Origin of the sequence: Thiohalophilus sp., assembly GCF_034521165.1 — a bacterium.
Taxonomy (GTDB): Bacteria; Pseudomonadota; Gammaproteobacteria; order UBA6429; family Thiohalophilaceae; genus Thiohalophilus.
In genome coordinates this window covers 885,671-902,697 of the sequence record NZ_JAXHMV010000008.1, presented here as the reverse complement: position 1 = coordinate 902,697, position 17,027 = coordinate 885,671, and the positions used below count along the sequence as shown (strand labels likewise).

Sequence of the window (17,027 nt, the reverse complement as noted above, 5' to 3'; positions counted from 1 at the left end):
TGACAGGGCCGGCATGGCCACGACCGACTCGGGGTTGCGTGGCACGGACCATTGCTCCCGGGTTAATTGATGCGCGGTATCAATGGCCGCAACCGTGCCGCAGACGCACAACAGGATGACGCTCACAAAGGTTTTCATACAGCCTAGAATACCATTAAACCGGCCGCGGGGTCAGGTTCCAAAGAAGCAGCAGGTTTACTGCTCGCTGTTGTCCAGCGGGGTAATGACCGGTTCTTCCCAGCTGCCGGTGATGTGATAACGTTTTGCCGAAGCCTTGTCGATGCCGCCGCCAAACAGCTTCTCCAGAAACAGGATGGCCGCCCCCACCTGGGTCCCGAACAGCAAGCCGCTGGCCACGGGCAAACTGTCGCCCACCTGCGGGATCACCGTGACCCGCTGATCGAAGTCCCGCTCGGCCAGGCCGGTTCGCCCCTGGATCAGGATCTTCGCCCCCGGCGCATCAATCTTCAGGGCCTTATTGTAGGAATTCCCGTCGCGCAGCTCGAAATCGCCCTGCATACGATCGAAGTGGAAGCCTTCCTGAAAGGTGTCGCTAAAATCGAGCATCAATCGGCGCGGCAGGGCCGAGAGACTGAACAGCCCCAGCAAACGACCGGCACCGGGGTTAACATTCACCAGACTGCCGTCCTGGATTTGCATAGATATCTCACCGGTTAACAAACCAGGTTCAAAGCCGATGGGTGGCGCACGCCAGTGCAGTTCACCGCGGCTTTTCAACTCGCCGCCCCCGATGATGGCGGCAAAACCGAGGTTATCGAGCAACTGACCGAGATTGGGACTGCTCAGATCATAATTGACCTGCGTGGAATGCCGCCCGAGTTCAAACCACCAGTCACCACTGACATGCAGTTGCAGGAGCTCACCCTGCAACCGCAGTCTTTGCAGGCGCAATCCCTTCTGCAGTGAACGCAGCTCGAAATCGAGCTGGCCCAGTGGCTGCTCAGCGTACTGAAATTGTTCGATGCGCCCGCTGATACCCGGCAAATTCGTCGGTGGCGGAGAATACGACGCCGTCTGGGCCGAAGACGTCGGGGTCGCCTGCTCGGGTTCTTCCATCCGGGCCAGCGCCAATCGTTGCATATCGACCCGGATCGGAAGCTGCCATGCACGGACCGCGTCCCCCCGATCGTCATTCACGTATTCGACAGTCCGCCGCCACTGGCCCGGATCAACCCCCTCCAGTGCACCGCTTACCAGCAGGACCCGTTCGTCAGGCAATGATGCCGACGTTGCCGGGCCGCAATGGACCACGCCCCGCTCCAGCTGCATCCGACCCTCACGTTGCACCAGCTCCAAACGTGTGGTCAATTGCTCGCCCAGGGTCAATGAAACGTTATTGCGCTCATCCCCGAACCGGGCTTCAGCCAGCAGCCGCATCGCCTGCGAGGCGGGTTTGTTCAGGGGCACCGGCAAATCCGAGCGAATGCCTTCCAGGGTCGAATCGATGCGTAATAGCGGTTGCTGTGCCGCGTTTTTATCCCCTCCCAGAACCACGGCACCATGCCAGGACGTGGTCCCCGAGACCCGGTGCGCCCAGCGCGGGGCAAGACGTTCGGCCAGTCGTGAGGCATTAACTCGCCCATGCGCCAGAATACTGATCTGGCGATCGCGTTCGGATTCGCCCGAGGTAGCCAGTTCCAGTGTCACCGGCTCATCCAGCAATTGTGCCTGCAATGCCCTGGAACTGACGCCGGTCTGATCGAAATTCACTTCGCCCTCGATCGATCGCAGTGCCAGTTTTTCATCCAGCAGATGGAGCTGGCCGTTACGCAACGTGACCTTGCCCTCATAACGCGTGGGCGCCTGTTCCTCCATCCGTGATCCGAGCGGGATCCATGCCTCGAAACGGGTATGTGCGGTTCCCTCGATGCGCGACTGTTCGATGAAACGTGAACCACCGGGCGCGATCGGGCTGTGGTTCAGAAACCGTGCCACATCGTTCAACTTGCCGTTGGCGTCGACCTGTAATTGCAACCGGGGATTGCGAAAGCTGGCAATGCGGGCCCGCGAGGGTGACAGCCGGGTATCGAACAAACGTCCCTGCCGGGTCAGAATCTCCATCCCGTCACTGGTCAAGGTGGCCGATAAATCAATACCCGTGATCGCCGGCCAGTCCTTTCGATAATCCAGACGCACATCCCGGGCATCCAGGTCCACCTTGAACTGTCCGCGCTGATCGCGAAAAGGAAAGTCGCCCAGCCGACCGTTAAACACCAGCCCGCCTTCGCTGACATGGCCGCTGACAATACTGCGATCCAGCCAGTTCACCAGCTTTTGTTTCATGATGCCGGTCGGATAATAACGACTGGCATGTTCCACCTTGCCGTTTTTAAATCGGGCCTGCAGATCCATATAGGGTGACACGGAACGGTCTTGCGGCAAACTCAATAACAGGCTGGCCGCCAGTTGTATGTGGTCGGTGTCCAATTCCAACTGTTCGCTTTGCAACTGCCAGCCCTGCTCGCTGCGTAACCAGCGTAACGTGCTGTCAAACCGGTTTATCGTCAATGCCTCGCGAAACAGGCGCGGCGCATCGATACTGGCAAAACCGGAATGCAAAGCAACCCGGCCTTGGCGATGATCGGCATAAAGCTGCCCCTGCAGACCGGTGACGCCTGGCAGATTATGCCAGGGCTCGAAGGAAAGGTGCTCGAAAGCGGCCTGCAACCGGTAACGGGGTGCCTGTTGTGCATTGCCTGTATGACGAAAGTGCAGACGCTGGACATCGCCCACCGGCTTGACGCTTTGCAAAAATTCGCGCTGCTGTGCATCAGGCAGGTTGGTCTGCAACAGCAGACCGGCAACATCCTCGATTCGAAAATAGTCACTATCCACTTGCCATTCGGCAGCCTGTGCCTCGTTACCCCGGGTATGACGAATACTGAAACGGGTTTGCGGCCAGACATCGCCGGAGCTCATGTACTGGAAACGGTCCACGTTCAGCGTCCAGCCATCGTCACGATTATCGACATCAAACAGCCCTCCCATCAATCGCACGTGATAGGACTCGTCCATAATCGGTAACGACATATCCAGATCGTAGGCGGTGAGATCGCCACTGAGTTGCGCTATGGCATTATCTTGCCAGGTTCCCCAGAGTTGAAAATCAGCGATCCCCGAATTGAGGCTGACGCCCTGGTATTCGGGTTTGACGCCCCATTTATCCAGCTGTATCGCGTCACCGCGCAGATAGATATCGCCTTTCATCTCACGCGGATTGAGGATGTCACCGCGAACATCCATGGCAATTTCAAAATTCTCACCCATGCGGGCGGGCAGTTTGACCTTGCCGTTAAGCTGATGGCGCTGATTGTCATTGCGCAACACCAGATTGACATCATCAAAACGCAGGAGGTTGCCGCCCTGCTTCAGATCTTTCCAGACTATTGTACTGTTGCGCAGGGACAACCAGCTGCGCTTGAACAACCAGTCCGCCAGCTCCCCCGATCCGCGTGGTCTGCCGGTCTGAAGGGTTTTCTCAAGATTGGTTACATCCACGCCCTGCAACAGGAATCGTCCGTCCTGTTGCCGGGTTATCGCCAGCTGAATACCATCAATCGTAAAATTACGCGGCACGACCTGGCGCTGGCGAACAGAGTCGATCAGGGCTATACCCAGCCGTGCCTGGTCAAAGCGCACCAGTTCACGCTCGCCGGTTTTATCCAGCATATAAACATCATCGAAAATCAATGTGGGCGTAAAACCGACCAACCGGGCATCCATGGACTCGATTCTCACCGTATGATCCAGGAAGGCGCTGGCCAGCTCTTCCAGATCAGAACGATAAGCGGTCAGGTCGGGTAAAAAGATGCGGAACAGGGAGACCAGCACGGCCAGGATGACAACCACGGCCGCCAGGCTGTACCAGAGGATACGTCGAAGAGTGCGCAGGTATTTTTTTGCCGTGGCCACGTTAAACTATCGTCATTCTATCCGGGTGCAGCCAGCATCGGTTACATCAGCACGACATCAAACTGTTCCTGGGTGTATTCCGACTCCACCTGGAACTTGATCGGCTTACTGATAAACTCTTCCAGCTCCGCCACACTGGTTGACTCCTCATCCAGCAACATATCCACTACCGGCTGAGCTGCCAGCACCAGAAACTGCCGGGCATCGAACTGGCGCGCCTCGCGCAAAATCTCGCGGAAGATCTCGAAACAGACCGTTTCCGAGGTCAACAGGGTACCGCGCCCGTTACAGATAGGACACGGTTCACACAGAATATGTTCCAGACTTTCGCGGGTTCGTTTTCGGGTCATCTCCACCAGCCCCAGACTGGAGACTTCGGTGATGTGGGTCTTGGCATGGTCCCGTTCGAGACTCTTTTCCAGCGCCCGCAAAACCTGCCGCCGGTGTTCGATATCCACCATATCGATAAAGTCGATAATGATAATCCCTCCCAGGTTGCGCAGGCGCAGCTGGCGCACGATCGCCTGGGTAGCTTCCAGATTGGTCTTGAAAATGGTCTCTTCGAGGTTGCGATGACCGACGAAGGCGCCGGTATTCACATCGATGGTGGTCATCGCCTCGGTCTGATCGATAATCAGATAGCCACCGGATTTAAGTTGCACCTTGCGTTCCAGGGCGCGACGAATTTCATCCTCGACTCCGTAAAGGTCGAAAATGGGTCGCTCGCCCGGATAATACTCAATCTGATCGACCAGCTCGGCGATAAACTTGGCAGCGAATTTTTTGACCTTGTGGTAGGTTTCATTGGAATCGATGCGAATTTTTTCAATATCACTGCCGCTGAGATCGCGCATGGTGCGCATTACCAGGGGCAGGTCCTCGTACAGGAGATTGCTGTCATCGCCATTGCCGGCGGCGCTGCGTTCCTGAATTGACGTCCACAATTTCTGCAGGAAGCACATGTCGTTATAAATCGCCTCATCGGAAACCCCTTCGGCCACGGTACGTACAATGTAGCCTCCCGCCTCGAACTGCGGGGCATAACGGGCGACAATCTCTTTCAGGCGCTGGCGCTCGGCTTCCTCGTCGATTTTTTGCGAGACACCGACATGTTCGGCGCCGGGCATGTACACCAGATAACGTGATGGAATGGAAAGCTGGGTTGTCAGACGTGCGCCTTTGGAACCCATCGGGTCCTTGACCACCTGCACCACCACCTCCTGACCTTCGCAGAGCAGTTGCATAATGGTTTGCGAGTTTTTCTCACTATCACTGTCAGTGCGCACGGCAATATCGGAGACATGCAAAAACGCCGTGCGATCCAGCCCCATCTCGATAAACGCGGCCTGCATGCCGGGCAGAACCCGGCTGACCTTGCCACGATAGATATTGCCCACCAGGCCGCGCTTGCGCGCCCGCTCGATGTGTACTTCCTGCAACATCCCATTTTCCACATAGGCGACACGGGTCTCCTGTGGGGTAACATTGATTAACAGTTCTTCACTCATACTGCCCACTCACTCCTGATCCCACTCCTGATCCGGAAACAACCCGACACCGGTCTGTTGTAATAATTGTGCGGTCTCGTACAACGGCAATCCCATCACCCCCGAGTAACTGCCCTGCAGTTCACGGATAAAGGCCGCCGCATAACCCTGAATGGCATAGGCGCCTGCCTTGCCCTGGCTTTCGCCGGTTTGCCAGTAGCGTTCACATTCCGTCCGGTTCAGTTCCCGAAACGTCACCTGGCTGATATTCAGTGCCTCGTATTCTTCATGATCGATCAATGTCACGCTGCTGAGAACCTGATGGGTTTTCCCCGACAGTCGCTGCAACATGGCGATCGCGTCGGCCTGATCCCGCGGTTTGCCCAGTACCTCATCGTCAATGACGATAACCGTATCGGCGCCGAGCACCGGTTGCGACGGCTTTTCATCGAACAGCATCAGGCCGGCGCGCGCCTTGTCCCGCGCCACCCGGCGGACATACGCCTCGGGCGCTTCGTTATCCAGCCGGGTCTCGCTGATCGCGACATCCAGCAACCGGTAACGGACGCCGATCTGCCCCAGCAATTCGCGCCGCCGCGGCGAGGCCGATGCCAGATAAATATCAAAAGGTTCCATACCTGTGAGTGTACCCTGTTCCGGCCCCGGGTTTCAGTGCCCGGCACGGCCCTTCGGGATGGGCCCGGTTTTTTGCTATTTATGGTAGGGATGGTGCTTGAGTATGCTCATGGCCCGATACAGCTGTTCTGCCACAATAATGCGCACCAGCGGGTGAGGCAAGGTCAGGGGAGAGAGCGACCAGCGGCCGCTGGCCTGTTGCAGGCAATCGGGCGCGAGACCGTCCGGGCCGCCGATCATCAGGGCGATATCCTGTCCGCCCTGCAGCCAGTCGCTCAATTGCCCGGCCAGTTGTGCGGTGGACCAGCTCTGGCCCTGGCTATCCAGCGCCCAGAGAGAGGCACTTTTCGGCACCGCCGCCAGTAACTTTTCGCCTTCCTGCTGTTTGAGTTGTTCGACGGCACTGGTCTTGCCGCGTTTGGCCAGCGGAACCTCGACCAGATTCAGCCGGCATTCGGGCGGCATGCGCCGGGCGTATTCGGCATAACCGTCCTGCACCCAGCCGGGCATCTTGCTGCCTACCGCCAAAAGATGAATCTGCATGCCAGGCCTGTTGGTTATCGCAAAAGAGTCGGTGTATGCGGGTCTGTCCGCGTTTGTTCGGCACGGATAAGGTAACCACCGAACACACCGAAAGACACTGAAAATGAATTATCGGTGTTTTCGGTGCGTTCAGTGTCTTCAGTGGTCATCTTGATCTGTGTCAGACCCCTCACCCCGGTACACAGAACACCCGGGTTATTTTTCGACTGCCGAGGGACTGGCCTCGCCCCAGAGTTTTTCCAGATTATAAAAGTCGCGGATCGACGGCTGCATGATATGCGCCACCACATCACCGAGATCGACCAGCACCCATTCGGCATATTGCTCACCTTCCACACCCATCGGCTTGATTCCGGCGGCTTTGGCTTTTTCGATTATATTGTCGGCGATGGCCTTGACCTGGCGCGCGGTATTGCCACTGGCGATGACCATGACATCGGTCACGTTGGACTGGCCACTGACATCCAGGACCTTGACATCGATGCCTTTGACGTCCTCGATCGCCTCCACCACCAGTTGTTTCAGTTGTTCACCATTCATGAGCGTCTCTGTTTACCCGTAGATGTGTTGCGTTTTGATCAATTCGTGGACGGTATCCGGCAGTAAATAGCGAATATCCCGTCCTTTTGCCAGTTCCTCGCGAATGCCGCTGGCCGAAATGTCCAGTTGGGTCACCGACTGGAAAGCGATCTTGCCGGCCGGTTGACCGCCCAGTTTTTCCGGTGCGTTGTAACGCGCCTGGATCTCCCTGACCAGCATCGAGCCCGAATGCATGTCGCGCAGCGACCAGCCGGGCCGGTGGGTGATCACCAGATGGGCATAATCGAAAAGTGCCTGCCAGCGGTGCCAGCCTTCCAGCCCCAGAAAGGCATCCAGACCCAGAATCAGGCACAACGGGGTTGAGGCCCCCAGCTCTTCACGCAGGCTGTGCAGGGTATCGACCATGTAGGAGGGACCGCTGCGGCGCAGTTCCCGATCGTCGATCACAAAACCGGGCTGGTCGGCAATCGCCGCGCGCACCATCATCAGGCGCTGCAGGGCCGACGCCTGGGGCTTGTCCCGGTGCGGCGGCTCGGCACTGGGAATAAAACGCAGCTCGCGCAGATCCAGCGCCTGATAGATCTCCAGCGCCGGTCGCAGATGGCCGAAATGGATGGGATCAAACGTCCCGCCAAGAATCCCGATCATAAGTACAGGGCCAAGGGCCGAGGGCCGAGGAACGAGTGAAAGAATGTCGTCACAACCCCGAATGCCAATGTTTTCCTCGTCACTCGTCCCTCGTAACTCGTCACTGTGATGGTCATTGTCTTATGTGACCATCACCAATGACGATGTATTTCTGCGAGGTCAGGCCGTGCAGGCCGACCGGCCCGCGGGCGTGGATCTTGTCGGTACTGATCCCGATCTCGGCACCCAGGCCGTATTCGAAACCGTCGGCAAAACGGGTCGAGGCATTGACCATGACCGAGCTGGCATCCACCTCGGCGAGAAAACGTCGCGCCCGGCCGATCTCCTCGGTCAGGATCGCTTCGGTATGGCCGGAACCGTGCGCATGAATGTGCTCAATCGCGGCGTCCAGATCCTCGACGATCCGGATCGACAGGATCGGTGCCAGGTATTCGGTGTCCCAGTCCTCGTCGGTGGCGGCCTTCGCCTCTGTTATGAGGGCGCGGGTCGCCTCGCAGCCGCGCAGCTCGACGCCCTCGTTTTGATATAACCGGCCGAGTTGCGGCAACACCTGTTCGGCAATCGCCTTGTGCACCAGCAGGGTTTCCATGGTGTTGCAGGTGCCGTAACGCTGGGTCTTGGCGTTGAAGGCCACGGCCACGGCCTTGTCGACGTCGGCCCGCTCGTCGATATAGACATGGCAGACCCCGTGCAGATGCTTGATCACCGGCACCCGGGAGTCGGCGCTAATCCGCTCGATCAGCCCCTTGCCGCCGCGCGGGACGATTACATCCACATATTCGGGCATGGTGATCAGTTCGCCGACCGCCGCGCGATCGGTGGTCTCGATGACCTGCACCGCCTCGTCGGGCAACCCCGCCTGCTGCAGCCCCTGATGTATACAGGCGGCAATCGCCTGGTTGGAATGCTCGGCCTCGGAACCGCCTCGCAAAATGGCGGCGTTACCGGATTTGAGGCACAGGGCGGCGGCGTCGGCGGTCACATTGGGACGCGATTCGTAAATGATGCCGATCACGCCCAGCGGCACCCGCATCTTGCCCACCTCGATGCCCGAGGGGCGATAAGCCATGTCGCTGATTTCGCCAACCGGATCGGGCAGCGCCGCAATCTGGCGCAGCCCTTCGGCCATGGCGGCAATGCGCCCGGCATTGAGTTCCAGGCGGTCCAGCAGGGCGGCATCCAGGCCCTTGTCCTGCCCGGCCTGCATATCTTGCCGGTTGGCGGCCAGCAGGGCGTCCTGTCCGGCTTCCAGGGCTTCGGCGATCGCCTGCAGGGCGGTATTTTTCTGGTTGGTTCCCGCGCGCGCCATCGCCCGCGAGGCCTGGCGGGCCTGGCGACCCAACTGGATCATGTACTGCTTGATATCGACTTTGGCGTCCATGGTGTTCGGTTTTACCTGTAATGTGAAATCAGCCGGCGGCCCGTCCGGGTTCAAACAGGGGACGATCGGCCAGCGCCATGATCAATTGTAACAATTCCTCCCACGGCTCGCCTGCCGCCTGGCCCTTGAGACAGAGATCAATGTGCCGGCAGCGCTGCAACAGCGATCGCCACAGCGCGGCGTGCGGGTGACGGTGCAGGGCGGCGCTGACCGGGGCCTTGCGTTTGTCCCACACCCGGTATTGCTGCAGCACGGCCGCCAGCGGCTGACCGCCCTCCAGCGCGGCGGCCATACCTGCCAGCGAGCGAACCTCCCGGCTCAGGGCCCAGAGTACCAGAATCGCCTCGACGCCCTCGCCGCGCAGGCCGTACAGCATGCGCTGGGCACGCACCCGATCCCCGCTGAGGGTCACATCCACCAGCGAGAACAGATCATAGCGGGCGCTGTCGGCCACCGCCGCCGCCACCTGTTCGGCATCGATCGGGCCGGGACCGTTGAGCAGGCGCAGTTTTTCCAGCTCCTGGTCGGCGGCCAGCAGATTGCCTTCGATGCGCTCCACCAGCAGTTGCAGCGCCGCCTCGCTGGGCTGCATCTCGCGCAGGGCCATGCGCTGCTTGAGCCAGCCCGGCAGCTGCGCCGCCTCGATGGGCCACACGGCCAGCGTGACGCCAGCCCGATCGATGGCCTTGTACCATTTGCTGCTCTGCTGGGTTCTGTCCAGTTTGGCGCTGATGATCAACAACAGGGTGTCCGACGGCGGGTTGTCAAGATACGCCTGCAGGGCCTTGCTGCCCTCGGTACCCGGCTTGCCGGTGGGCAGGCGCAGTTCGATCAGCTGCTTTTCGGCAAACAGGGACAGATTGGCCGTGGACGCGCCCAGGTTCTGCCAGTCAAAGCGGGCATCGGCGTGCAGCACCTGGCGATCGGTGTAACCCTGCTCCCGGGCCTGCTGGCGTATGGCATTGACCGCCTGATCGATCTGGAAGGGTTCGTCGCCGCTGATCAGATAGACCGGGGCCAGCCCCTTTTGCAACCGGGCGGGAAGCTGATCAGCGCGCAGTTTCATCGTCGACCCCGTTATCCGCTTCGAACGCCGGGGCGGCTTCTTCGGCCGCCGGCGCGGGTTGTGCCGCGCGGTTGCGTAGCTGGAACGTAATGCGCCGCAGCATCTGCAGGGCCGCTTCTTCGGCCAGCAGGCGTTCGAGACGCTGTTCCTCGTCATCCATGGCCAGGGCGTTGTCGGGATTAAACTGGTAGGCCCGGCTGACAGTCACAGTCTGATTCTGCAGCAGCGGCTGGCCGCCGGCGTCCTCGAGCGTGAAGCTGACCTGATAACGCAGCTCGTATTCGTTGGGGCGCCCGGCGCTGTCCACCGACAGGGTACGCCGCGTCACTTCATCGCGCTTGATCACCAGACGCGCGGCCGGGCCGGCGCCGTCGCGCTCGAAATCCAGCTCTGCCTCCGAGCGGCGCCAGGCGCGGCTCAGCGATTCGCCCAGTGCCGAATAGGGCGCCACGCCCTCGGCCAGCGTGTATTGCAATTCGGGGGGCATCTCCACCGCGCCGCGCAGGCGAAACCCGCAGGCCTGCAGTGCCAGGGTCAGGATCAGGATCAATAACAGGGGCAAGCCGTAACGTGTTATGAACATTATACGACTCTATTATTTCACCACGATATTGACCAGCTTGCCCGGCACCACGATCAGCTTGATGATCCCCTTGCCCTCGATAAAGCGTTGCACGTTTTCCTCCTGCTGGGCAGCCTGTTCGATCTGGCTGCGTTCGGCATCCACTGGCACACTGATGCGCCCGCGCAGTTTGCCGTTGACCTGCACCACCAGCTCGACCGCCTCGCGCACCAGGGCCGACTCATCCGCCTGCGGCCAGATCTGTTCGATGACCGCCCCCGTGTGGCCCAGCGCCTGCCACAGCACGTGGGTAATGTGCGGCACAATGGGCGATAACAACAGCACCACCGTCTCCAGGGCTTCCTGGACCACGGCCCGCCCCGCCGGGGAATCATCCTCGAACTTGCCCAGCGCGTTCATCAGTTCCATCACCGCGGCGATGGCGGTATTAAAAGTATAACGCCGGCCCATGTCGTCGGTACACTTGGCGATGGTCTCGTGCACCTGACGGCGCAGCGTTTTCTGTTTGTCCGACAGGCCGGCCGGATCGACCGCATCGGCCGGGCCGCCTGCGACCTGCTGCTGCACCCGCGCCCACAAGCGCTTGAGAAAACGGTAGGCGCCATCGACTCCGGCATCGGACCATTCCAGGGACTGTTCCGGCGGCGCGGCGAACATCATGAACAGCCGTGCGGTATCGGCGCCGTACTTGTCGATCAGCGCCTGGGGATCCACCGTGTTGCCCTTGGACTTGGACATCTTGGCGCCGTCTTTGAGGACCATGCCCTGGGTCAGCAGATGGGTAAACGGTTCCGCGTTTTGAATCAGGCCCACATCGCGCATCAGTTTGTTGTAAAAACGCGCGTAGAGCAGATGCAAAATGGCGTGCTCGATGCCCCCGATGTACTGATCCACCGGCAGCCAGTAGTCGGCCCGCGCATCCAGCATCGCTTTGCAGTTGTCCGCACTGGCATAGCGGGCGTAGTACCAGCTCGACTCCATGAAGGTATCGAAGGTGTCGGTTTCGCGCTCGGCCCTGGTGCCACATTTGGGGCAGCGGGTGTTATAGAACTCGGGCATCTGCTTGAGCGGCGAGCCGACCACGCCCTCGAAGTTCACCTCCTCGGGCAACACCACCGGCAGGTCTTTTTCCGGCACCGGCACCTCGCCGCATTTTTTGCAATGGATGATCGGGATCGGTGCGCCCCAGTAACGCTGGCGCGACACGCCCCAGTCGCGCAGCCGGTAAGTGACCCGTTTCTCGCCCCGCTTTTGCTGTTGCAACTGTGCCGCAATCTTTTCAAACGCGTCGTCGGAAGTGAGCCCGTCAAAGTCGCCCGAGTTGATCAGCCGCCCCTTGTCGGTAAAGGCGCCTTCGTTCAGATCCGGGGATTCCCCTTCCAGCGGAGCGATCACCGGGCGGATCGGCAGACCATAGGCACGGGCAAATTCCCAGTCGCGCTGATCGTGCGCGGGCACGGCCATGACCGCCCCCTCGCCGTAACTCATCAGCACGAAGTTGGCCACGTAGATCGGGATCCGATCGCCGCTGATCGGATGCACCGCCTTGAAACCGGTGTCGATGCCCTTTTTCTCCAGGGTCTCGAGGGTGGCCTCGGCGGTGCCGGTCTGTTCGCACTCTTTTATAAAGGCGGCGACATTGGCATAGCGCTCGCCCGCTTCCTGGGCCAGCGGATGCTGTGCCGCCACCGCCATGTAGGTCACGCCCATCAGGGTATCCGGGCGGGTGGTAAAGACTTTCAGACGCTGCTTACGCTCGGCCAGGTCGAAGGCAATTTCCACCCCGTGGGATCGGCCGATCCAGTTGCGCTGCATGGTGCGCACCTGCTCGGGCCAGCCCTCCAGATTGTCCAGCTCTTCGAGCAGTTCGTCCGCGTAGGCGGTGATCTTCATGAACCACTGCGGGATATCCTTGCGCTCCACCGGCGTGTCGCAGCGCCAGCACTTGCCTTCGATCACCTGCTCGTTGGCCAGCACGGTCAGATCGTTCGGACACCAGTTGACCGGCGAGGTTTTCTTGTAGACCAGCCCTTTTTTATACAGTTTGGTAAACAGCCACTGCTCCCAGCGATAATAATCGGGATCGCAGGTGGCCAGCTCGCGGTCCCAGTCGTAACCGAGCCCCAGGCGCTTGAGCTGGGCACGCATATAATCGATGTTCTGCCGGGTCCAGGCCCCCGGCGCGACCTGGTTCTGCATGGCCGCGTTTTCCGCCGGCAGGCCGAAGGCGTCCCAGCCCATCGGCTGCAGCACATTCTTGCCCTGCATGCGCTGGTAACGGCTGATCACATCCCCGATGGTGTAATTGCGAACATGGCCCATGTGCAGGCGGCCGCTCGGGTAGGGAAACATGGATAGACAATAGAATTTTTCCCTGGCCGGATCCTCGCTGGCCTTGAAGGATTGCTGCGCTTCCCAGTACTGCTGGGCGGCCTGTTCGATCTGTTCGGGGTGGTATTGTTCGTCCATTCGCTCGCTGCTTTGGTTGATCTTCGGATAGGGATAAGCCGCCTATTCTACTCCGCCCGCCCGCCGGGCAAAACCGCCATATTCGGCCCGGGGACTTGCAAGTGCCGGCCAGCCGACCCAAGATAACCCTATACGATTGGACAAAATAAGGAATCGACACCATGAACGATACCCAGGACCGGCTGCTCAAGGCCTATCACGACATGATGCACCATCTGCGCGACGCGTGGACGGACGTGGAAGAAAAAGCATTGCCACCGCTGCGGGAGCGCCTCGACAAGGCCATGCAACAGGCTTCGGAGATGGGCGAGCTCAGCCGCGAGGAGGCCGAAAGAGTCCGCGAATATGTGCGTCGTGACGTGGAAGAAGCCGCGGATTTCATGAGCGAGAACGGTCGCCAGCTCAGGGAGTGGCTGCAATTCGATCTGCAGTTTGCCGAATCCAAGTTCGCCGAGCTGTTCGCCAGTGTCGCCGATCGCACCCGGCTGGAGCTGGAGATGCTCGCCGATCGGGCCCGCCGGGTCGGCGAATGGCATACCGGGGAAATCACCGGCATCGGTGTCCTGCAATGCAAGCAATGCGGCGAAAAGCTGCACTTCGAAAAACCGGGCCACATTCCGCCCTGCCCCAAATGCCAGGGCACCGTCTTCAAGAAATACTTCGGCCCGGCACAACAATAAAACTACCGCTTCCTGCGCGGCTCCCGCGCAGAATACAGACCGTGATGTCCCGGTAATCCCGTCGGACCGGGACAGTTCGATCGCCACAACCCACGCTCAATACCCGAAATGTCGAATCGTACGTGCTAAATGCATTCAGATAACCAATTTTGCATATCACCTGCATACATCGGCCTGCTAAAGAGATATCCCTGCCCCTGATCACAACCAATATCTGTAAGGAACTTTTCCTGTGCTTGTGTTTCAATTCCTTCTGCAACAACCTCAAAATCCAGTGCATGAGACATATCTACCACTGCTCTGACTATTTCTCTATCGGCAGAGCCGCCATCCAGAGCATCAACAAACGATTTGTCAATCTTTAGTTTGCGGACTGGCAACAGCTTCATGGTCGCTATATTTGAAAAACCAGTCCCAAAGTCATCGACCGCAACCTGGACACCTTTGTCGCCAAGCCGATGCAACAGTTCTATAACAGAGTCTCGAGCTGTCGAAAGTGATGTTTCAGTCAATTCAACTTCAAAATGTTCAGGACATAGCCCTGAATCTGATAACGTTTTAATAATATAACCATATGTATCCGATGTGATTTGCAAAGGCGAAAGATTTATTGAAAAGCGCACATCATGACCCTCAATAGCCGTCTGAATGCTACGAGCTTCATGTAACGCCTTATGGATCACCCAGTTACCCAGCGGTTCCATCAGTCCTGTCTGCTCTGCCAGTGGCACGAATTCAGAAGGAGTTATGTCAGTACCATCGGCTCTTCTCCAACGAACCAGCGCCTCGAATCCGCGAACTTTCTTGGTTTTTAGACACATTTGTGGTTGCCATGCGATACTCAACTTGCCACAGTCAAGCGAATGCCGTAATTCATTCGCAAGAGACATTCTTTTTGATGCTCTTTCATGCATTTCTACAGAGTAAAAACGAAAACACCCTTTGCCTGATTCCTTTGCCTGATACATTGCAGTATCCGCGGCCCGAACAAGCTCCTCGGTATTATCTCCATCCCCTGGAAAACGGCTTATACCTATGCTGGCTGTAAAAAAGTGCGATTGGTTACCCGCCTTGATTGGCATAGAAATTGAGTTTAATATCTTTTTTGCGGAAGCAATTGCAGTCATCTCGTCATTGGCCCGATCGAGTATAATCGTAAATTCATCACCGCCAAGACGCGCAATTGTATCGCTTTCTCTTATACACTCGCACAATCTTTCCGATACTCTGACCAGGACGTCGTCCCCATGACCATGCCCAAGATTGTCATTAATTTCCTTGAAACCATCAAGATCAATGAACAACAGGGAAAAACCTTCACCGCCCCTTCGGGTTTTTGCAATCTCCTGTTTTAATCTGTCAATAAACTGAACTCTGTTAGGCAGATTCGTCAAAGCATCATGGTAAGCAAGGAATCGCAGTCGCTCTCTCATCTCCTTGTTCTTACTGATATCGGAAAATACCCCGGCATAATGGGCAATATTTCCCTTATCATCTTTGATAGCGTTTATATGCAGCCACTCCGGATATACTTCACCATTTTTTCTTCTGTTCCATACCTCGCCCTCCCAGGCGCCTGACTTCTCTAGCTGATCGTGCATAAAACTATAAAATTCCTTATTATGTTTCCCGGAGCTGAGTATCTTTGGCGACTCCCCAAGCACATCAGTCTCCGTATAACCGGTTGTTTCCGTAAAGGCACGATTTATTTTTATAATTCTCTTTTCAGCATCCGTCACCATAATTCCTTCCGAAGTGGCTGAAAATACTGCCTCAGCAATGCTTCTTTCTTTGTAGTCTGATGACAACTGTTTATTTAACTTTATTTCTGCTTTAATGAGACCGTTAAAAATACTCAGCTGATTTATGACCCCAATAAGCGCTCCGCTGTCACGTTCTATAACCGGAATGTACTCCATATAGGTTCGATTTACACATTCCATCATCTCGTTCAGCGGTGTATCGTGCAAAACTGATAATAACTTATCCCGGACTACCAGTTCCGCGAATGCACTCGCCGGAAAATGGGCAGCCTGGCTCTTACCTATAATCCCTAATAATTTTTCGTCATCATCAATAACAATGAAAATATCTGGCTGATCGTCTGGCTTTTTGACTATATCCCGATAACAATCGAACTCTCTGACACAGACCCAGCCGAATGCCAATAAATCAACCGTCTTCAAATTACTACACATAAGTTATTTCCTGAATTTCGACTTTATTTGCAGTATTCAAATGCAGGAGTTATACCGAACCTGTTGTAAGCTTGACTTCAGTCAGTCCGTCCTTGATTGGAGGAAGGACGAATTCTTTAATACGGAAATGAGTGTCGTAGCAACGAAAAACGTGTTTCAACCTATAACAAACTTCGCGGACAATTTGCGTGCAATTTAGACCTGCTCTAAATTACAATTTTGCGCTCTCATGGTTGTATTGCCACGCTTATAATCAATATCAGTTCGATTTTTTTACCTGCAATCCAGGGCGACCAGGGAATCCTGGAAACTTCGAAAAACGGAGATTTTTGCAAAATCGGCGGGTTTATGAACTGATCCAGATCATAATCTTGCATTGTCGTTTAGCTGAAAAAACAAAATTGTTTAGAAAATTGGTCGGATTTTACGTAAATAAATGAAATCCCGTTTTACGAGTACGAAGTAAAAACGCGCTCGCAACCAACTGAGTCGTGAAGCTCCGGGAGAACCATCTGTACCGATCGTAATGGCCGGCGACAAGCGGGCTCTATACGGTTTAATACCGCCGCTTTTGAGCGGCTTTATTGATCGTTTGTTCGATCGTCAAGGCTGACCAGCCCCTTAAGCCGGGAGCGGGCAATAACATGCAGCACAATCCCGCAACCGATGAAGAAAATCACCGAGGCCATGAACGAGGCGTGAATCGGATCGCCGGATTGTCGTGGTTCATACACAAGGGCCGCGATGGCAAAGCCGACGGCTACCAGATAACAGAGCACGGCGATGACCAGGGAAATCTTCTGAGCCAGGTTGGATTGCATTGGCGGAACCTCTCGGGTTGTCGAGCGAGGGTATCTGACCCG

General features: G+C 57.2%; 13 protein-coding genes. 1 reads left to right on the top strand and 12 read right to left on the bottom strand.

Translation table 11 applies throughout. The annotated features are described in order from the left end of the window. Positions 1 to 195 precede the first annotated feature (195 nt). From U5K34_RS09160 to leuS, 10 genes are all read right to left on the bottom strand, one after another. Positions 196 to 3,933, bottom strand: coding sequence for a YhdP family protein (locus U5K34_RS09160; RefSeq protein WP_322568083.1), 3,738 nt, complete (start codon positions 3,931 to 3,933; stop codon positions 196 to 198). 41 nt (positions 3,934 to 3,974) lie between these two features. Continuing rightward, positions 3,975 to 5,441, bottom strand: coding sequence for a ribonuclease G (gene rng, locus U5K34_RS09155; RefSeq protein WP_322568082.1), 1,467 nt, complete (start codon positions 5,439 to 5,441; stop codon positions 3,975 to 3,977). Between the two features lie 9 nt (positions 5,442 to 5,450). Beyond that, positions 5,451 to 6,056 carry a Maf family protein gene (locus U5K34_RS09150; protein ID WP_322568081.1) on the bottom strand — a complete coding sequence of 202 codons (606 nt, stop codon included), beginning with the start codon at positions 6,054 to 6,056 and terminating at the stop codon, positions 5,451 to 5,453. A 75-nt stretch (positions 6,057 to 6,131) separates the two neighbouring features. Continuing rightward, entirely contained in the window at positions 6,132 to 6,599 is a 468-nt protein-coding gene (rlmH, locus tag U5K34_RS09145; protein WP_322568080.1) for a 23S rRNA (pseudouridine(1915)-N(3))-methyltransferase RlmH, read from the bottom strand. A gap of 195 nt (positions 6,600 to 6,794) precedes the next feature. Then, complete coding sequence (rsfS, locus tag U5K34_RS09140) at positions 6,795 to 7,139, bottom strand: ribosome silencing factor (protein WP_322568079.1); 345 nt, start codon at positions 7,137 to 7,139, stop codon at positions 6,795 to 6,797. Positions 7,140 to 7,151: 12 nt separating this feature from the next. Next, entirely contained in the window at positions 7,152 to 7,787 is a 636-nt protein-coding gene (gene nadD, locus U5K34_RS09135) for a nicotinate-nucleotide adenylyltransferase (protein ID WP_322568078.1), read from the bottom strand. A gap of 112 nt (positions 7,788 to 7,899) precedes the next feature. Beyond that, entirely contained in the window at positions 7,900 to 9,168 is a 1,269-nt protein-coding gene (locus tag U5K34_RS09130) for a glutamate-5-semialdehyde dehydrogenase (RefSeq protein WP_322568077.1), read from the bottom strand. A gap of 28 nt (positions 9,169 to 9,196) precedes the next feature. Further along, a complete protein-coding gene (gene holA, locus U5K34_RS09125; protein ID WP_322568076.1) occupies positions 9,197 to 10,234 on the bottom strand; it encodes a DNA polymerase III subunit delta in 1,038 nt (345 codons plus the stop codon). Then, on the bottom strand, positions 10,218 to 10,817 hold the full coding sequence (lptE, locus tag U5K34_RS09120; protein ID WP_322568075.1) for an LPS assembly lipoprotein LptE: 600 nt from the start codon (positions 10,815 to 10,817) through the stop codon (positions 10,218 to 10,220). Before lptE ends, holA begins: the two co-directional genes overlap by 17 nt. A 12-nt stretch (positions 10,818 to 10,829) precedes the next feature. Then, a complete protein-coding gene (gene leuS, locus U5K34_RS09115; protein ID WP_322568074.1) occupies positions 10,830 to 13,286 on the bottom strand; it encodes a leucine--tRNA ligase in 2,457 nt (818 codons plus the stop codon). A gap of 161 nt (positions 13,287 to 13,447) precedes the next feature. On the opposite strand from leuS, the gene U5K34_RS09110 reads away from it, so the two are divergent. After that, positions 13,448 to 13,966 carry a zinc ribbon-containing protein gene (locus tag U5K34_RS09110; RefSeq protein ID WP_322568073.1) on the top strand — a complete coding sequence of 173 codons (519 nt, stop codon included), beginning with the start codon at positions 13,448 to 13,450 and terminating at the stop codon, positions 13,964 to 13,966. Positions 13,967 to 14,091: 125 nt separating this feature from the next. Here the strand turns inward: U5K34_RS09110 and U5K34_RS09105 are convergent, their stop codons facing one another. Next, the gene (locus U5K34_RS09105) at positions 14,092 to 16,164 is read right to left on the bottom strand and encodes an EAL domain-containing protein (protein ID WP_322568072.1); all 2,073 of its coding nucleotides are present in this window, start codon (positions 16,162 to 16,164) and stop codon (positions 14,092 to 14,094) included. A gap of 581 nt (positions 16,165 to 16,745) precedes the next feature. After that, a complete protein-coding gene (locus tag U5K34_RS09100; protein ID WP_322568071.1) occupies positions 16,746 to 16,985 on the bottom strand; it encodes a hypothetical protein in 240 nt (79 codons plus the stop codon). Positions 16,986 to 17,027: the final 42 nt, after the last annotated feature.

Excerpts from the sequence above, each read along its gene's own strand:
- rng (WP_322568082.1), bottom strand. The coding sequence starts at position 5,441 with ATGAGTGAAGAACTGTTAATCAATGTTACCCCACAGGAGACCCGTGTC.
- U5K34_RS09150 (WP_322568081.1), bottom strand. The coding sequence starts at position 6,056 with ATGGAACCTTTTGATATTTATCTGGCATCGGCCTCGCCGCGGCGGCGC.
- rlmH (WP_322568080.1), bottom strand. The coding sequence starts at position 6,599 with ATGCAGATTCATCTTTTGGCGGTAGGCAGCAAGATGCCCGGCTGGGTG.
- rsfS (WP_322568079.1), bottom strand. The coding sequence starts at position 7,139 with ATGAATGGTGAACAACTGAAACAACTGGTGGTGGAGGCGATCGAGGAC.
- nadD (WP_322568078.1), bottom strand. The coding sequence starts at position 7,787 with ATGATCGGGATTCTTGGCGGGACGTTTGATCCCATCCATTTCGGCCAT.
- U5K34_RS09130 (WP_322568077.1), bottom strand. The coding sequence starts at position 9,168 with ATGGACGCCAAAGTCGATATCAAGCAGTACATGATCCAGTTGGGTCGC.
- holA (WP_322568076.1), bottom strand. The coding sequence starts at position 10,234 with ATGAAACTGCGCGCTGATCAGCTTCCCGCCCGGTTGCAAAAGGGGCTG.
- lptE (WP_322568075.1), bottom strand. The coding sequence starts at position 10,817 with ATGTTCATAACACGTTACGGCTTGCCCCTGTTATTGATCCTGATCCTG.
- leuS (WP_322568074.1), bottom strand. The coding sequence starts at position 13,286 with ATGGACGAACAATACCACCCCGAACAGATCGAACAGGCCGCCCAGCAG.
- U5K34_RS09110 (WP_322568073.1), top strand. The coding sequence starts at position 13,448 with ATGAACGATACCCAGGACCGGCTGCTCAAGGCCTATCACGACATGATG.
- U5K34_RS09105 (WP_322568072.1), bottom strand. The coding sequence starts at position 16,164 with ATGTGTAGTAATTTGAAGACGGTTGATTTATTGGCATTCGGCTGGGTC.
- U5K34_RS09100 (WP_322568071.1), bottom strand. The coding sequence starts at position 16,985 with ATGCAATCCAACCTGGCTCAGAAGATTTCCCTGGTCATCGCCGTGCTC.